The organism is Pseudomonas sp. NPDC098747, from assembly GCF_044760045.1.
Taxonomy (GTDB): Bacteria; Pseudomonadota; Gammaproteobacteria; order Pseudomonadales; family Pseudomonadaceae; genus Aquipseudomonas.
In genome coordinates, this window is sequence record NZ_JBIWAL010000052.1 from 23132 (window position 1) to 38743 (window position 15612).

The following is a 15612-nucleotide window of genomic DNA, read 5'->3' on the forward strand; positions in this document are numbered from 1 at the left end:
GCCGCTAATGATGGGAGCCAGATATGCAATCGATTGATCACAGCACTTACGAGGCACTGCGCGAAGGTGCACACGTACTGGAAGCCGACGGCTCCGGCGACAAGGTGCTCAGATTGGCCGATGGACGCATGCTCAAACTGTTCCGTCGCAAACGGCTGCTCAGTTCTGCGCTGTTCTACCCCTACGCGCAACGCTTTGCCGACAACACCCGGGCGCTTGAACAACGCGGCATCCTTTGCCCCAAAGTCATCGCGGTGTATCGCATCCCGAGCATCAAGCGTGACGGCGTGTATTACAGCCCGCTGGCGGGCAATACCGTGCGCCAGTTACAAGGCACCAGCGAAGAGACTGACTCACTGAGATTCCAACTGGGCGCCTACTTTGCTCAATTGCACGAGAAGGGTGTGTACTTTCGATCGCTGCACTTCGGCAACGTGGTGCTGACCCCCGACAACCATCTGGGCCTGATCGACATCGCCGACCTGCGCTGCCAGAAGCGCTCGCTCAGCGACAGCAAACGCCTGCGCAATTTCGCTCATTTGCTGCGCTACAAGGAAGATCGGCAATGGTTGCTGGGCCAGGACGCCGGCGACACCTTTATCGAAGGTTACCGACAGGCCCTGCCGAGCAACCGGCAAGCGCCACTGATCTCGCGCCTGCGCCCACTGCTCGCTTGATCCCTAGCGACCAATCACCACAACGGTCGCGCCCTTACGATTGGCGAAATGCTCGAGGATGCGCAGCTTGTGTGCTGCCAGCCACTCATTCAGCCATGGCTCGTCACCTTTCGCCTCGATCACGAAATAGCGGTAGTCGCCAGCATGCGCTGGCGATATTGCCTCTTCCTGGGTCAGGACTGGCAACACGTAGCCGCGACCCGCGTAATAGCTGATCCGCCCATCCGTGAAGTAAGTCGGCGCGTCTGGTTCGACATGGGAGGACATCCAGCGGCCCGCCTCGACGTAGTGAGTTTTCCCGGCCCCAGTGGAGATGACGTTCGACAGCATCACCAGCAGCGCCAGCACCACCAGCCCCTTGCCCAACCGCGGAAATTCGCGAGCAAACGCTGCCAGCCCCATCGCCAGCACAGGCACAAACAACAGATTCAGAAAGCTCACATAGCGCGCGTTCATGAACTGCTGCTTGATGAAAAACAGTACCAGTACCACCAGGTAGAGCAACGCCACCCAGGCGAAGGGACGATAGTCGCGCCAGTAGATGCCCAACACGCCCCAGTTGCGACGCAAAATGAACGGGACGGCGAAAGGCCCCATCAACTTGACGAAAGTAATCGTCATGGTCGCGAGGATGCCGAAGAAAATGATCCGGCCAGCTTCATCCTGGGAATACTTGTTGATGAGTGAATTAGCGAACTGATCGCAGAGCATCTGGAACGAGGCGAACACACTGTGGGGCGCAATCATGTCCAGATATATCACCAGGCGCGCCGACATGAGCACGCCTGTCACTGAGACGACCAGCAACCCGAGAACCGGCAACAACGAAAACTGAAAGAACGAAAGGCGTCGGTTCGAAGACCACAGGTTGGGCAATTGCCACAGCGCCAACGCCGGTATCAACAACAGCGCCTCCAGCCGGAACAAGGCTGCCGCGACAATGGCCAGATGGATTAACGCCGCACGCAACCAGCCTCCACACGCCTGCCAGCGCAACGCGAGCCACAGCGTCAGCGTGCAGAAAAACCAGAAACCGCATTCACGAATGATGTCATTTCGAAAGGCATTGACCGCCGGCATTGCCAGCACTACCAGGCAGGCCCAGCGAGTGATATCCGGTGAACGCTGACGTACGCAGTCCACCATCAACGCGCTGGTGCCAGCAAAAAAGAGGCCACACCAGAGGTAGGCGCTCAGTTCCAATGGCAACCGCAGGATCGAATGGGTAGCGGCAAGCAGAAGGGAAAACCACGGCCAGTCAAAAGTGGCCCAAGCGACATTGGGGCCATGTTCGGTGACTTGTTGTGCGATATCGATGTAAAGCGCGGCATCGCGCCCTACTGTCGCGGTACCCATGACCGCTATCAGCGATAACAGCATACTGCCCAGAAATGCCAGCCATACCGGGTATTCGTCGATGACTGCGCAGACTCGAGTTACCACTTTACCGCTCGTACCTTTCACCCAGCCACCTCAACGACACTCGTTACACTGCACGCGCCTGTTACGCGAACCGATTACCGAAACAAAGACCGCAAAGCCTTGCGGGTGTAAGACCAGCGCGAAAACGTACGCCAGTCGGCACGCAAGGCCTGAAAATAGAAGCCCCTGGCCAACGCGTATTCGCCGTGGGAGTAACAATCGCGAAACAGGGACAGGCAGCGTTGCGCCAGAAAGGCCTGACGCAGATCCTGCATCTCCGCTGGCATGCGTCGACTGGAGAACACTTCACTCACTACCTGCTCCGTACCGGCAGCAAGACTTTGGCGCAAATCATGGCGCATGCTGTCAGCGTGCTTGTAGATAAGTGCCAAAGGCTTGTCCAGGACCGTGCAAGGGTAACGCGCCAACACTTGGGCAAACACCGGCAGATCCTCAACGTTACGCAGCTGTTCCGGGTAATTACCGGGAACGAATACATCGCGATGCATTGCGCAGGCGCCGTTGGATATCGATACGGTTTTGTCCAGCAGGTAACCCTGCAAACGCTGCCGAGGCGTCAACGGCAAAGGCTTGGCAGGCTGCAAGCTGCGCCTGCCGTCAGCAAATACCGACCAGTGTGCGCCAATGATCATCAGAGTTTGCGGGTTGCTGGCAATATGTTGCGAAAGCGCGGCCAGTGCGCCGGGTGCCATTTCGTCGTCGGAATCGAGAAAAACCAGATATCTCCCGGTCGTTTCTTCAAGCCCCCGATTGCGCACCGTAGACAACCCGCCATTGCTTTTGCGCAGCGCGCGAAAACGCCCGCCATGCTTGAGCAATAGCGATTCCACCACCTCAGGCGTCTCGTCCGTCGACCCATCGTCGATGACCAATAGATCCGCCGTCGCTTCATCCAACTGCGCCAACACCGACTCCACTGCGCGGGGCAGGGTTCGCGAGTAGTTGTAAACGGGGATCACGACGCTAATCAGTGTTTCAGTCAATTGCGTATCCTTTCACACCCTCTTTAACGACCAGAATATCTTCCATGATCAGGTATTCCAGATCCGAGCCGAAGAACATGTTCAGCGCGTCGGTCGGCGAACAGATCATCGGTTCGCCACGACGGTTGAGCGAGGTGTTCAGCGACACGCCGTTACCGGTCAGGTTTTCCAGCGCTTTCATCATGTCATAGTAGCGCGGATTGTATTCGCGCTTGAGCACTTGGGCCCGAGACGTGCCATCTTCGTGGACAACTTCCGGCACACGGGTCTTCCACTCTTCGGACACTTCAAAGGTGAACGTCATGAACGGCGCCGGGTGATCGATCTTGATCATCTGAGGGGCGACGGTGTCGAGCATCGACGGGCAGAAAGGCCTCCAGCGCTCGCGGAACTTGATCTGATGGTTGATTCGGTCGGCCACACCAGCCACGCTTGGGCAGCCAATGATCGAACGACCGCCCAGTGCGCGCGGACCGAACTCCATGCGGCCTTGGAACCAAGCCACCGGGTTGCCGTCGACCATGATTTTGGCGATCTGCTCCGGCATGTTGTCGAGCTTGCGCCAGACAGGCTTGCTCTCGTGACGGGCACACGCGGCGATCACATCTTCGTTGCTGTACGACGGGCCGAGGTAGACGTGTTCCATCTTCTCGACCGGTACGCCACGGGCGTGGGATACATAGGCTGCTGCGCCGACCGCGGTGCCGGCATCGCCGGACGCCGGTTGCACGAACAGTTCCTTGATGTCATCGCGGGCGATGATTTTTTGGTTGAGCTTGACGTTCAACGCACAGCCGCCGGCGAAAGCCAGTTTGCCGGTTTCCTTGAGCACGTCGCCCAGGTAGTGGTCGATCATCTGCAACGCCAGTTTTTCGAACAGCGCTTGCATGCTCGCGGCGTAGTGGATGTACGGTTCGTCAGCGATATCGCCTTCGCGTTTCGGGCCCAGCCATTCGATCAGCTTCGGCGAGAAGTAGAAGCCTTTGCCCTTCTCTTTGTAACGACGCAGACCGATGACGTTGGCATAGTCGGTATTGATAACCAACTCGCCATTTTCGAACGAAGCCAGACGCGAGAAATCGTACTTGCTGGCGTCGCCGTAGGGCGCCATGCCCATGACCTTGAACTCACCGTCGAGCATCTCGAAACCGAGGAACTCGGTGATTGCGCCGTACAGGCCGCCAAGGGAGTCCGGATCGAAGAATTCTTTGATCTTGTGGATCTTGCCGTTTTCGCCGTAACCGAAGAAAGTCGTCGCGTACTCACCTTTGCCGTCGATACCGAGGATCGCGGTTTTCTCTTTGAAACCGGAGCAATGGTAAGCGCTGGAGGCGTGGGCCAAATGGTGTTCAACCGGTTCGATCTTGATCTTTTTCGGATCAAAACCCAGCTGTTCCAGACACCAGACGATCTTGTTGCGATAGCGCTTGTAGCGGCGATTACCCATCAGGATCGCATCAAGCGCACGGTCTGGGGCGTACCAGTAGCGCTTGGCATAGTGCCAGCGCGCCTTGCCGAACAGGCTGATCGGCGCGAAAGGGATCGCCACTACGTCGACATCGGACGGCTTGATGCCGGCCTGTTCAAGACAGAACTTCGCCGATTCGTAGGGCATGCGGTTCTTTGCATGCTTATCGCGTACGAAGCGCTCTTCTTCAGCCGCCGCCACCAGCTTGCCGTCGATGTACAAGGCTGCTGAAGGATCGTGGCTAAGGGCGCCGGACAGGCCAAGAATCGTCAATGCCACAGGGGTCTAGCCTCTTTAGTCTGCGTGCAGGCGCGATGCGCCTTGTAAATTGATGTGTCCTCGCAAAGGGCGAGAGACAGCTAAAGGGCGGGATTATAGCGTAAACGTGACGGGAATTACCCTGTGCGAATTGCCCACGGGCGAATGGTTTGCATATTCCTTGTCCGTCGGCTCAATAACCACCCTTGCGTCTAAATGTTCGAAGCGGTCGCGCTAGGCCCTAAGAAAAAAGCACCTGTTTCTCTAGCCTGTCTCAGACAACACTGGAGATATCTTTGGGCAACCGCTGATCAATCACTCGATACAGCGCACTGCTCTCTGGCCAGTTGCGCATGAACCGTGCCCGGTCCCGCGCATAGGCCGGGGCAAAGCTGCCCGGCGAACCGTGCTGACACATCGAGTCAAGATCGATGAGTGCCCAGCGGTCGTTATGCCAGAACAGGTTGTGACCCTTGAAATCGCCATGACTGATGCGCTCGGCAATCAATCGAGCGAACAAGCGATCCAGTGCCAGCAACTCCGACTCTGGTGCTTCGCCACTCTCAACGTACGGCGCAAAGCGCTCGATGATGTCCGGCCCCGGTAAAAACTCGGTCACTAGATAGGCGCGACTGCGCAGCCACAGGAAGCGCTTTTCCAGCACTGCCAGCGGCTTTGGCGTGGCAATCCCGAGAAACGCCAAACGATTGCCTTCGCGCCACGAATGCCAGGCGCGGCTTGGACGCCAGAACCGCTTGAGCCAATGCGCAAAACCCTTGATGTTGTAGCGCTTGATCACCAATTGGCGCGCGCCCACTTCGACCTTGCCGACGCTTGCCGCGCCGCCGGTCTTGTAGAGATGGCCGCGCTCAAGCAGCGCATCCGCTTGCTCAAGCACCGGAACCATGGCCGCCTCTTCCTCGCGACGGATCGCCCGCAGGCCAAACGCACCGCGACGGACGCTGAACAGCGTGCATTCACGGCCGACCTTGATCAGGTAATCCTTCAGGCGCCAGCGGCGCACCTTGTCGATCTGTTTCTGCAACGCCTCCAGCGGCAAAGCGTGCTCACTGTTGCTCAGCAGGTAATACACCAGCAGCTCTTCGGTGAACGGCTCCAGCGCCTTGGGCAACTGGGCAAAAAACACGCCGAGATTTTCCAGGACTTTTTGCCGCGACAACGGCTGACCGGCGGTTTCCACGCAAATGCCTGCCCCGTCGATCAAGTACAACTGACCGCCGTGACGCAACAGATTGTCCAGGTGCAGGTCTTCCTGCCAAAGCCCTTTGCCATGCAACTGGCCAATGGCGCCGAGCGCCTCGGCCAGCACCGCGCTTTGTTCATCCGCCAGCAGCGGCAGCGCCTCGACTTTCGCCCAGGCATCGCCAAGGCTTTCGGCGCCTTCGAGGAAGTCGAACAGCAGCCAGCCACCCTCACCGTTTTTCAGGCCATCGGCCAGCAGCAACGGTGTCGTCAGGCCTTGTGCGGCCAGCAATCGCACGCCTTCAAGCTCACGCTGAAAATGTCGCGCGGCCTTGCTGCCGACCAGCAATTTGGCCAATACCGGACGACCACGCCAGACGCCGGCACCGACGTAACGTTGCCCGGGCAACACGCGCAGCAGACTCAGCAACTGCAAATCCGCAGTACCAGCCGCATCGGCCAGGGTGACTGTCAGCGGCAGTTGCGGGGTACGCCCGACACCGGCCAGCTCGGACAATTGCATCAGCGAGTCTCCTTGTGACTGCGGCGCGCGGTCAGACGGGCGAGCCAACTGTCGAGCAACGAACTATCGGTTGGCTGATCGAGATAGGTCGCCAGCAATTCGCGCAGTTGCGCCTCACTCCACTCCGGTGCGCGGCGCTGCAGCGGCTCCAGATCCTTGATCCGGTCACGCATGCCGAACAACAACGGGCGGGTTTTTTCCAGGTCGATCAGTTGCGCCCGATACCCGTCTCCGCAGGCCTGAAGAAAAATGTGTTTGGGGTAGAAACAGCCATGTACCTGACGCACGCCGTGTAGCTGCCGCGCCAGCAGCCCGCAGGCCTTGAGGATGGCCGAATGCTGCTCAGCACTGAGCTGTGACCAGCGATCCAGTAGTGATTCCAGATCACTCCAGCCATCCAGCGCCCGTGTCAGCAGGATCGCCCGCACTTCGCCAGCGACTTTGCGCTCACCGAAAAACGCCGCTTGCAGCGCCGGAATGCCGAGCTTGCGGTAGCGGCTGATATTGCGAAACTCGCGGGCAAAGCTTGGCTCGCCGAACGGCGCATGCAAGGTGCGGGTCAGGTAATTGCTCTGGCGCTTGAGGTAGAAACCCTGACCTTCCAGATCCAGACGGAACACGCTGCTCCAACCGCCACGGGCGGTATTGGGCTCGTCCACCGCTTCAAGTTGTTTGGCCCAAAGGGCGTCAAAAGTGCCTAGGCCGTGACGCTCAAGCAGTACACGGTCTTCATCGGCCAGAAAATCAGTCATTCGCGTCCCTCGAAAAATCTCACCACGTGCCGAATCCGTTTCTTGTCGGCAGCATCCAGCCGATCGCACTGGCGGTATTGCATATAAAAGCGCAGGCGTTGGGTATTGGACAGGTGATATTTGGCAAGCTTGTCGAGACAGGCCAGATCCTTGGTGATCCGATACTTGAGCCAGAAGCCGCGCCAGAACTCGCCATTGGGGCAATCAATAAGAAATATGCGCGCCTGGTCATCAATCAACAGGTTGCGCCACTTCAGGTCGTTATGAGTAAAACGGTGATCATGCATCGTCCGTGTATAACCGGCCAATTGTTGGCTGACGGCGTCGACCCAGGCGTGATCCTTGAGCTTGGGGTCCTTGCGCTCGGCGAGTGCCGCGAGGTCTTCGGTATTGGGCAGTTCGCGGGTGATCATCGCACCACGGTCGTAAGCCGCGCCGCGTCGCTCCAGCCCCCACGCCACCACTTCAGCGGTGGGAATTCCCCACTTGGCGAACCGCTTGAGGTTCTGCCATTCCATCTTTACCCGCGGTTTGCCCAGGTAGCGGCGCAGGCCTTTGCCGGCGCCGACGTAGCGTTTGACGTAATAGTTGACGCCGTTGCGCTGCACGCGAACCACTTCAGACAGCGGATCGCGGGTAAGCCGCTCGCCCTGCAGGGCGAACACCGCGTCGAGGCTGCCAAAATCCTCGGCCAGATCGCGGTACGGCGGTTCAAGAGTCCAACCCGCCATCAGAGTGCATCCCCGTAACGCTGTTTACGCGCATAGAGCTTGCTGGCTTTGCCTTCCAGCCAGTTCAGCAGCGGCGCTTCTTCAGCCAGAATTTGCCGTAGCGGCTGCTGGAAATAACCCTGGAGAAATCGCAGCTTGTCGCGACGGGTCAGGCCGACGTCCAGAGCGGAAAAGTACAGCGCCGCCAGATCCTTGTTGCGCCAGCGCTGAGTGATTTTGGCGCGGGTCTGGGCGCGATGCAGGTCGATCACCGAGAGTTTGAAATCATCCGCCGTCACCGGTTTGTCGGTGTGCAACAGGAAGTGGCAGATGTAGCAGTCGCGGTGATTGACGCCCGCGCGGTGCATCATGCCGGTCATGCGCGCCACTTCGGCAATCAGTGCGTGCTTGAGTTTCGGCTGCGGCGGCTGCTTGACCCAGTCGATGCTGAAATCTTCGAGACTGATGGTCGGCGCCAGCTCTTCGGTGACGATGAACGAATGCTGATCCGCCGGGTTGCTGCCCTTTTCGCCATACGCCACGGCGGTCATGGTCGGCACGCCGACTTCCTGCAAGCGCTGAATGGCTTTCCATTCCTGCCCCGCGCCGAGTACCGGCAGCTTGGCGGTCAGCAGGTTCTTGAAGATCTCGCCCCAGCCGATGCCACGATGGATCTTCACAAAAAATCCATGGCCATCGACTTCGGTGCGCAGGGTCCGGCGCGCTTCGAGCTCGCGGTACACCTCGCCTTCCAAGCCCTCGACTTCGGCGAACGGATCGCGTCCGGCCCAGAGGCTCTTGAACGGTTCAGCCAGCATCAACTTCATTTAAGCGTGCTCCGCCAGAATCACATCCGCCGCGTGTTGCGGCATGCTGTAAAGGTCGGCCGTTTCGGCGAACGCCAGACCATTGCGGCTCCAGGCCGCGCGTGCAGCGTCGTCGTTCAACATATCGGTCAGGTAGCGCGTCAGTTGCGCCTGATCGAACGGTTCGTCCAGCACTCGCCCGGCATCCGCCTCGGCAATGTAGTGGGCGTAACCGCACACCGCGCTGACCAGCACCGGCAAGCCTGCGACCAGCGCTTCGAGCAGCACTGTACCGGTATTTTCGTTGTACGCCGGGTGGATCAACAGATCGGCGCCGAGCAGGAACCGCGGAATATCGCTGCGGCCCTTGAGGAACGTCACGTTGTCGCCCAGGCCCAAAGTGGCGCTCTGCATCTGGAACAATTTGGGGTCATCCTGGCCGATTACAAACAGCCGGGTGCGTTTTTTCAGTTCGGCGGGCAATGCGGCCAGGGCTTTCAGACTGCGATCGACGCCTTTGGTCTTGAACCCGGAGCCGATTTGCACCAGCAGCAGTTCGTCGTCCTTGAGCTTGAATTCAGCTCGGAACGCGGCGCGAATCTCATCGCCATCCGCCGGACGCCGACGATCCTGGGCAATGCCCGGCGGCAGCAAATGGAAGCGCTCGAGCGGCGTGTCGTAATGCTTGATGAACAGCGGCTGCTGCACTTCGGAAATCATCAGAACTTCGGTTTTCGCCTCGTTGGCGAACACCGCGCGCTCGTACTCGGCGAAGTGACGATAGCGGCCCCAGCGACGGTACAGCGAATTGCGCAGGTTCTGCGCCTTGTCTTCGAAGCAGCCATCGGCGGCGTAATACACGTCCAGACCCGGCATTTTGTTGAAACCGATCAGGCGATCCACCGGGCGCTTGGCCAGATCGGCCTCCATCCACGCGGTAAGCTTTTCGTTGCGGCGGTGATTGAAGAACGCCTTGACCGGCGCCACCAGCACTTCGAAACCGGGCGGCACGTCGCCTTCCCAGATCAGCGTGTAGACGCGGATCTGATGGCCGCGTTTCTGGCATTCGAGGGCGATGCGCATGAAGTCGCGCTGCAAGCCACCGAACGGGAAATATTTGTACAGGACGAATGCCAATTGCATCAGCGCAGCTCCTCAGCCATTAACAACGTGCTCAGTCGGCTGGCGACACGCTCGGGGTTCAGACGCGTGAAGCACAGAGGCTGTTCACGCTTCAGGTCAAACTGACTGGCATCCTGCGCGGTCGGTTGATACGTACATTTCTTTTGCAGGCACGGCGCGCACGGGAAGTCGCTGGCCATGTGAATCTGCAACTTGCCGTAGGCGCCGGTCAGGCCCGGGTTGGTCGGGCCGAACAGCGAGAGGGTCGGCACGTCCAGCGCCGCCGCCAAGTGGCCGAGACCGGTGTCTACCGCCACGCAGGCTTGTGCGCCGGCGAGGACTTTGCCGACACCGGCCAGATTCAGCTTCGGCAAGACTTCGGCGTGTTTGAAACCGGCGGCGATGCGTTCGGCGCGGGCCTTTTCCAGTGGGTTGCCCCATGGCAGTTTCACGCCGACGCCAAGATAGCCGACACGTTCGGTCAGCTCGCGCCAGTAAGCTTCCGGCCAATGTTTGGTGTCCCACGTGGTGCCGTGGAGGAACACCACGAAGGCGTTCTTGCGCGGCAGCTCGACCAGACGCTCGACGTTGAGGCCGTAATCGCCCAAGCCTTTGGGCAGGTCATAACCGAGAGCGATGGCGAACAACTGACGCACGCGCTCGACGGCATGTTGACCGCGAGCCACGGCCAGCTTGCGATCATAGAATCGCGCGGCCATCGGCTCACGGGCCGAGCCTTTATCGAGACCGGCCACCGGGGCTTTGACGTAACGGGTCAGCCAGGCGCTTTTCAGCAGGCCTTGAGCGTCGATCACCAAGTCATATTTCTGCGCGCGAACGGCTTGCTTGAAGCGCTTCCACTCGCCGCTGGTGATGGTTTTCCAGATACTTTTGCGCCAGCGACGGATCGCCACCGGAATCACTTTGCCAACGGCCGGGTGCCAGGTCGGAATCTCGGCGAAGCCTTCTTCCACCACCCAGTCGAATTTGATTCCGGGGATGGCCCGGGCCGCGTCGGTCAGCGCCGGCAACGCGTGAATCACGTCGCCCAGCGATGAAGTCTTGATCAGCAATACCCGCAACTTAATGAACCTCGACCACGGAGCCCTGCAACTTCTGCAAGGCATCGTTGACCGCGTCCGGCATCAGCTGGCGCAGGCAGTTGTAATGGCCGAAACGGCAGGTCCGGTCGAAGCACGGGCTGCAATCGAGGCCCAGACGGACGATTTCGACGTGTTCGGCCAGCGGCGGGGTAAAGCCCGGGGAGGTCGAGCCGTAAACCGCCACCAACGGGCGGTTCAGCGCGGCGGCGACGTGCATCAGGCCGGAGTCGTTGGACACTACCGCGTCGGCGCAGGACAGCAGGTCGATGGCTTCGGCCAACGAGGTGCCACCGCTGAGATTGACCGACTCTTCACGCAGGCCAGGAATCAGCCGCGCGCGAATATCTTCGCCGACCGCGTGATCGTTTTTCGAGCCGAACAGCCACACCTGCCAGCCTTCGCGAATCCGCGCTTCGGCGACTTTGGCGTAGTGCTCGGATGGCCAGCGTTTGGATTCGCCGAACTCGGCGCCGGGGCACAGGGCCAACACCGGGCGGTCGAGGCTCAAGCCAAACTTGGCCAGCGCCGCTTCGCGGGTGACCGGGTCGATTTGCAGGCTTGGGCGTGGATACGGTTTCGGCAGTTCAGTATTCGGTTCATAGGCCAGGGCCATGAAACGCTCGATCATCAGCGGATAACGCTCTTTATCGAGGGCGCGCACGTCGTTGAGCAGGCCGTAGCGGAACTCACCGCGCCAGCCGGTACGTTTCGCGATGCCGGCAAAGAACGGCACCAGCGCCGATTTCAGTGAGTTGGGCAGCAGGATCGCCTGATCGTACTGGCCACGCAGGGATTTGCCGATCCGTCGACGGGTCGCCAATTCAAGCGCGCCGTGGCCGAGCGGAAAGCTCAAGGCCTTGCGCACTTCAGGCATGCGCTCAAGGATCGGCCGGCTCCACTCGGGGGCCAGCACGTCGATTTCGCATTGCGGGTGGCGTTGCTTGAGACACTGAAACAGTGTCTGCGCCATCACCATGTCACCGACCCAACTGGGCCCAACGATCAGAATATTCATGTGGTTTCCAAAAACGAACCGGGGAGGCATTACGCCTCCCCGCCTCGAGAATCACTGTGGGAACACAGGCGGCTTGCGATGGGTCATTACCTTCAACATTTCTGTCGACTGTTACTCCGCTATCGCGAGCAAGCTCGCTCCCACATGGTTTGTTCGTCTTGCCCCAACTCTACATTCACTGCAGATCCACTGTGGGAGCGAGCTTGCTCACGAAGGGCCATCACATCCGACATCCGTGTCATCTGACACTCCGTCTTCGCGAGCAAGCTCGCTCCCACAGGATATTGGGTGCTGCATAAACCGAATTCAGCTTAGCCCCAGCTCACGCCATATCCGCAAAACCTGCCGTCGTTCTTCGGCAAACTGGTCGCCTGCAATCACCCCGGCGTCCTTCTGCAAGGCCTGCCGGTGGGCGGCGGAGCGGTAGGCTTTATAGGCCTCACGCAACAGACTGGCATCTTCGGCAGGCATCAGCCCTTCGTGTTCCAGCTCTTCCAGAATGCGGATGTTATCGGTCCAGCGCAGCAGTGGCGGGTGGCTTTGCGACCACGCCAGAGCCGCGTATTGCACCATAAATTCAATATCGACGATACCTCCGGCGTCCTGCTTGAGGTCGAACGGCGCCGTGGCCTCGAAGGCATTTGCCGCTGTACCGGCCGCAGTGCTCTTGCTGCCGAGGTTGCCACGCATCTTCGCGCGCATCTCGCTGACTTCCTGTTGCAGCTTGGCCAGATCCCGCGCCTTGCCCAATACCTGCGCACGAACGCTCTCGAACGCCTGACCCACATCCTGACTGCCGACCAGCACCCGCGCGCGCACCAGAGCCTGATGCTCCCACGTCCATGCTTCGTTTTCTTGATAGCGGGCGAAGGCGCCGAGCGAACTCACCAACAGCCCCGAAGCACCCGACGGGCGCAAACGCATATCCACTTCATAGAGCTGGCCGGAGTTGGTTTGCGCCGTCAGCAAATGAATGATCCGTTGCCCCAGTCGAGTGAAGAACTGCGCGCCATCGATCGGTTTCGCGCCGTCTGTTTCGGCCTGTGGATCGCCGTCGTGGATGAACACCAGATCCAGGTCCGAACCATGCCCCAACTCCAGGCCACCGACTTTGCCATAACCGACAATGATGAAACCGGGATCGCACAACGTGCCGTCGGTACGCAACGGCGTGCCGTACTTGGCCACGGTCTGGCGCCAGGCCAGCGCCAGCACTTGCGCGAGAATCGCCTCGGCTAGCCACGTCAGATAATCGCTGACTTTCATCAGCGGCAGGCTGCCGGCGATTTCCGATGCGGCGACGCGCAAGCGGTGCGCCAGTTTGAAATGGCGCAGGGCTTCCATCTGTTGCTCGAGGTCGTCTTCGGGAATCCGCGTCAGACGCTCGCGCAATTCAGCGGCAAGTTCCGGCGCCAGAGGCGGCTTGAACAAGCGCCCCTCGTTGAGCAATTCGTCGAGCAGCAGCGGAAAGCGAGTGATCTGCTCTGCAATCCACGGGCTCGCCGCGCACAGCGTCAGCAAGCGGCGCAGTGCACCGGGGTTTTCCGTCAGCAACACCAAATAGGCAGAGCGCCGCGCAACCGCCTCAACCAGCGGCAGCACACGCTCAAGCACCAGATCCGGGTTGTCATGCTCAACCGCTTGGGCGATCAGCCGCGGGATGAACAAATCAAGACGCTCGCGACCCAGCCGCTGCATCGCCCGCAGTTGCGGACTGCCGCGCAGCCCTGCCAATGCCTTCAGCGCTTTCGGCGCATCGCTGAAACCGCCCTCTTCCAACTGACGGCAGGCGGCCTCTTCGTCCTGCGCCTCTTCCCACAGCGGTAGCCATTCACCACCGACCACCACTTCGCTCTCAGTGCCCTCTTCCTCATCAGGATCAGCGATCACCTGCGCGAAGTGCCAAGCCACCCGACCGCGCCAGAACATCAGTTTTTCGTGGAAGGATTCCCAGTCGGCAAACCCGAGCATAAACGCGATACGCGCCTGATCCTGAGCGCCGTCCGGCAGCATCTGGGTCTGGCGGTCGGCAATCGCCTGGATCGCGTGTTCGGTATAACGCAGGAATTCATAACCCTCGCGCAACTCGCTGATCACTGCCGGCGGCAGATAACCCTGCCCCTCCAGCGTGCTCAGCACCTTTAATAGAGGGCGCTGTTGCAGGCTCAGGTCGCGCCCGCCGTGAATCAATTGAAAGGCCTGAGCGATGAACTCGACCTCCCGAATGCCACCAGAGCCGAGCTTGATGTTGTCGGCCATGCCTTTGCGGCGGACTTCCTGCTGAATCAGCTGCTTCATCGTGCGCAACGCTTCGATCGCCGAGAAGTCCAGATAACGCCGGTAAACAAACGGCCGCAGCATGTCGAGCAACTGTGCGCCCGCCACCTGATCGCCGGCCACCACCCGCGCCTTGATCATCGCGTAGCGTTCCCAGTCGCGACCCTGATCCTGGTAATACTGCTCCAGCGCATTGAAGCTCAGCACCAGCGCGCCAGATGAACCGTACGGACGCAGACGCATGTCGACGCGGAACACGAAGCCGTCGACGGTCATCGGGTCCAGCGCCTTGATCAGTCGCTGGCCGAGGCGGATGAAGAATTCCTGATTATCCAGCGCGCGCTTCACGCCAACGGTTTCGCCACCCTCGGGGTAGGCGAAAATCAGGTCGATATCCGAAGACAGGTTCAACTCGACTGCGCCAAGCTTGCCCATGCCGAGGATGACCATCTGCTGCGCCAAACCACTGCGACGCCCGGTCGGCGTGCCGAACTGCTGGCAATGGCGGCTGTACAACCATTGATAGGCTTGATCGATAGACGCATCGGCCATGTCCGACAGATCGCGGCAGGTCTGCACCAGATCGGCCTGGCGGGTCAGGTCACGCCAGATGATCCGCACCTGATGGCGTGCGCGCTGACGGCGCAGGACGCGACCGAGGTCATCTTCGGTTTGCGCGGCCTCCACGGCGGCGGCTATTTGCGCGCACAGCTCACCGGGTGCAAACGGCCGTTCGAGCTCACCGGACTGCACCAGCGACAGCAACATCAAAGGGTCACGAACGCTCTGTTCAATGACGAACTCGCTGGCGCCGGTAACGCGGGCAAATTGCGCCCAGCGCTCGGCTGTCCAGTTCGAGAAGCCATGATCGTCTTCCAGCGCGGCGACGGCCGTACGGAACGACTGCTCGGATCGAGTGACCAACGGCAGGAGAATGGCGGGCAGTTCGGCAAGTACGGGCAGGGTCATGGTCTATCCTTGATCGGCGTGTAAATGGCCGCTTGTAGTGAACGGTGAAAACCCGCTACCTGAAGGACTGTCGAACAAAAGTTAGAAATAGCTGAAATTTCTTTTTCTTTGGCAGCCAGCATCAAACTTTCACCTTTTTCGGATGGCAATCGACCAACCTTAACGATTATTCTCACAACGTAGTCGGAGGCCACAAGCCTTTCATCTGTAGTTTTACTACTCGTATATACATTAGAAAGTCTTAAATTCCTGAATATTAGTATTAAAACTAAACGCCGCCGGAACAAACAGTATGAAATCCAA

General features: G+C 59.7%; 13 protein-coding genes. 1 reads left to right on the top strand and 12 read right to left on the bottom strand.

Annotated features, from left to right (window positions below):
- The first annotated feature begins 23 nt into the window (after nucleotides 1-23).
- Complete coding sequence (locus ACIQVE_RS23820) at nucleotides 24-677, top strand: lipopolysaccharide kinase InaA family protein (RefSeq protein ID WP_402812989.1); 654 nt, start codon at nucleotides 24-26, stop codon at nucleotides 675-677.
- Nucleotides 678-680: 3 nt separating this feature from the next.
- On the opposite strand, the gene ACIQVE_RS23825 is transcribed toward ACIQVE_RS23820, so the two are convergent.
- The 12 genes from ACIQVE_RS23825 to ACIQVE_RS23880 all read right to left on the bottom strand — a co-directional run.
- A complete protein-coding gene (locus tag ACIQVE_RS23825) occupies nucleotides 681-2141 on the bottom strand; it encodes a hypothetical protein (protein ID WP_402812992.1) in 1461 nt (486 codons plus the stop codon).
- Nucleotides 2142-2194: 53 nt separating this feature from the next.
- The gene (locus ACIQVE_RS23830) at nucleotides 2195-3103 is read right to left on the bottom strand and encodes a glycosyltransferase family 2 protein (RefSeq protein ID WP_402812994.1); all 909 of its coding nucleotides are present in this window, start codon (nucleotides 3101-3103) and stop codon (nucleotides 2195-2197) included.
- Complete coding sequence (locus ACIQVE_RS23835; RefSeq protein WP_042557331.1) at nucleotides 3096-4850, bottom strand: carbamoyltransferase; 1755 nt, start codon at nucleotides 4848-4850, stop codon at nucleotides 3096-3098. Before ACIQVE_RS23835 ends, ACIQVE_RS23830 begins: the two co-directional genes overlap by 8 nt.
- Before the next feature lie 253 nt (nucleotides 4851-5103).
- Nucleotides 5104-6555, bottom strand: a complete 1452-nt coding sequence (locus ACIQVE_RS23840) for a lipopolysaccharide kinase InaA family protein (protein WP_402812996.1) — start codon at nucleotides 6553-6555, stop codon at nucleotides 5104-5106.
- The gene (locus ACIQVE_RS23845; protein WP_402812997.1) at nucleotides 6555-7307 is read right to left on the bottom strand and encodes a lipopolysaccharide kinase InaA family protein; all 753 of its coding nucleotides are present in this window, start codon (nucleotides 7305-7307) and stop codon (nucleotides 6555-6557) included. The genes ACIQVE_RS23840 and ACIQVE_RS23845 overlap by 1 nt, the downstream gene beginning before the upstream one ends.
- Complete coding sequence (locus tag ACIQVE_RS23850; RefSeq protein WP_402813000.1) at nucleotides 7304-8038, bottom strand: lipopolysaccharide kinase InaA family protein; 735 nt, start codon at nucleotides 8036-8038, stop codon at nucleotides 7304-7306. Before ACIQVE_RS23850 ends, ACIQVE_RS23845 begins: the two co-directional genes overlap by 4 nt.
- Nucleotides 8038-8844: a lipopolysaccharide core heptose(I) kinase RfaP gene (rfaP, locus tag ACIQVE_RS23855; protein ID WP_402813002.1), complete on the bottom strand. Its 807-nt coding sequence runs from the start codon at nucleotides 8842-8844 to the stop codon at nucleotides 8038-8040. The genes ACIQVE_RS23850 and rfaP overlap by 1 nt, the downstream gene beginning before the upstream one ends.
- The gene (locus tag ACIQVE_RS23860; RefSeq protein ID WP_402813005.1) at nucleotides 8845-9966 is read right to left on the bottom strand and encodes a glycosyltransferase family 4 protein; all 1122 of its coding nucleotides are present in this window, start codon (nucleotides 9964-9966) and stop codon (nucleotides 8845-8847) included. It lies immediately after the preceding gene.
- A complete protein-coding gene (gene waaC / locus ACIQVE_RS23865; protein WP_402813007.1) occupies nucleotides 9966-11027 on the bottom strand; it encodes a lipopolysaccharide heptosyltransferase I in 1062 nt (353 codons plus the stop codon). The genes ACIQVE_RS23860 and waaC overlap by 1 nt, the downstream gene beginning before the upstream one ends.
- Nucleotide 11028: 1 nt before the next feature.
- Nucleotides 11029-12063 (bottom strand): lipopolysaccharide heptosyltransferase II, encoded by a 1035-nt coding sequence (gene waaF, locus ACIQVE_RS23870; RefSeq protein WP_402813011.1) that lies wholly within the window; start codon nucleotides 12061-12063, stop codon nucleotides 11029-11031.
- Between the two features lie 306 nt (nucleotides 12064-12369).
- Nucleotides 12370-15309, bottom strand: a complete 2940-nt coding sequence (gene glnE / locus ACIQVE_RS23875) for a bifunctional [glutamate--ammonia ligase]-adenylyl-L-tyrosine phosphorylase/[glutamate--ammonia-ligase] adenylyltransferase (protein ID WP_402813014.1) — start codon at nucleotides 15307-15309, stop codon at nucleotides 12370-12372.
- Nucleotides 15306-15612: hypothetical protein (locus tag ACIQVE_RS23880; RefSeq protein ID WP_402813017.1), on the bottom strand; the 307-nt coding region annotated here is incomplete at its 5' end. The genes ACIQVE_RS23880 and glnE, both read right to left, overlap by 4 nt.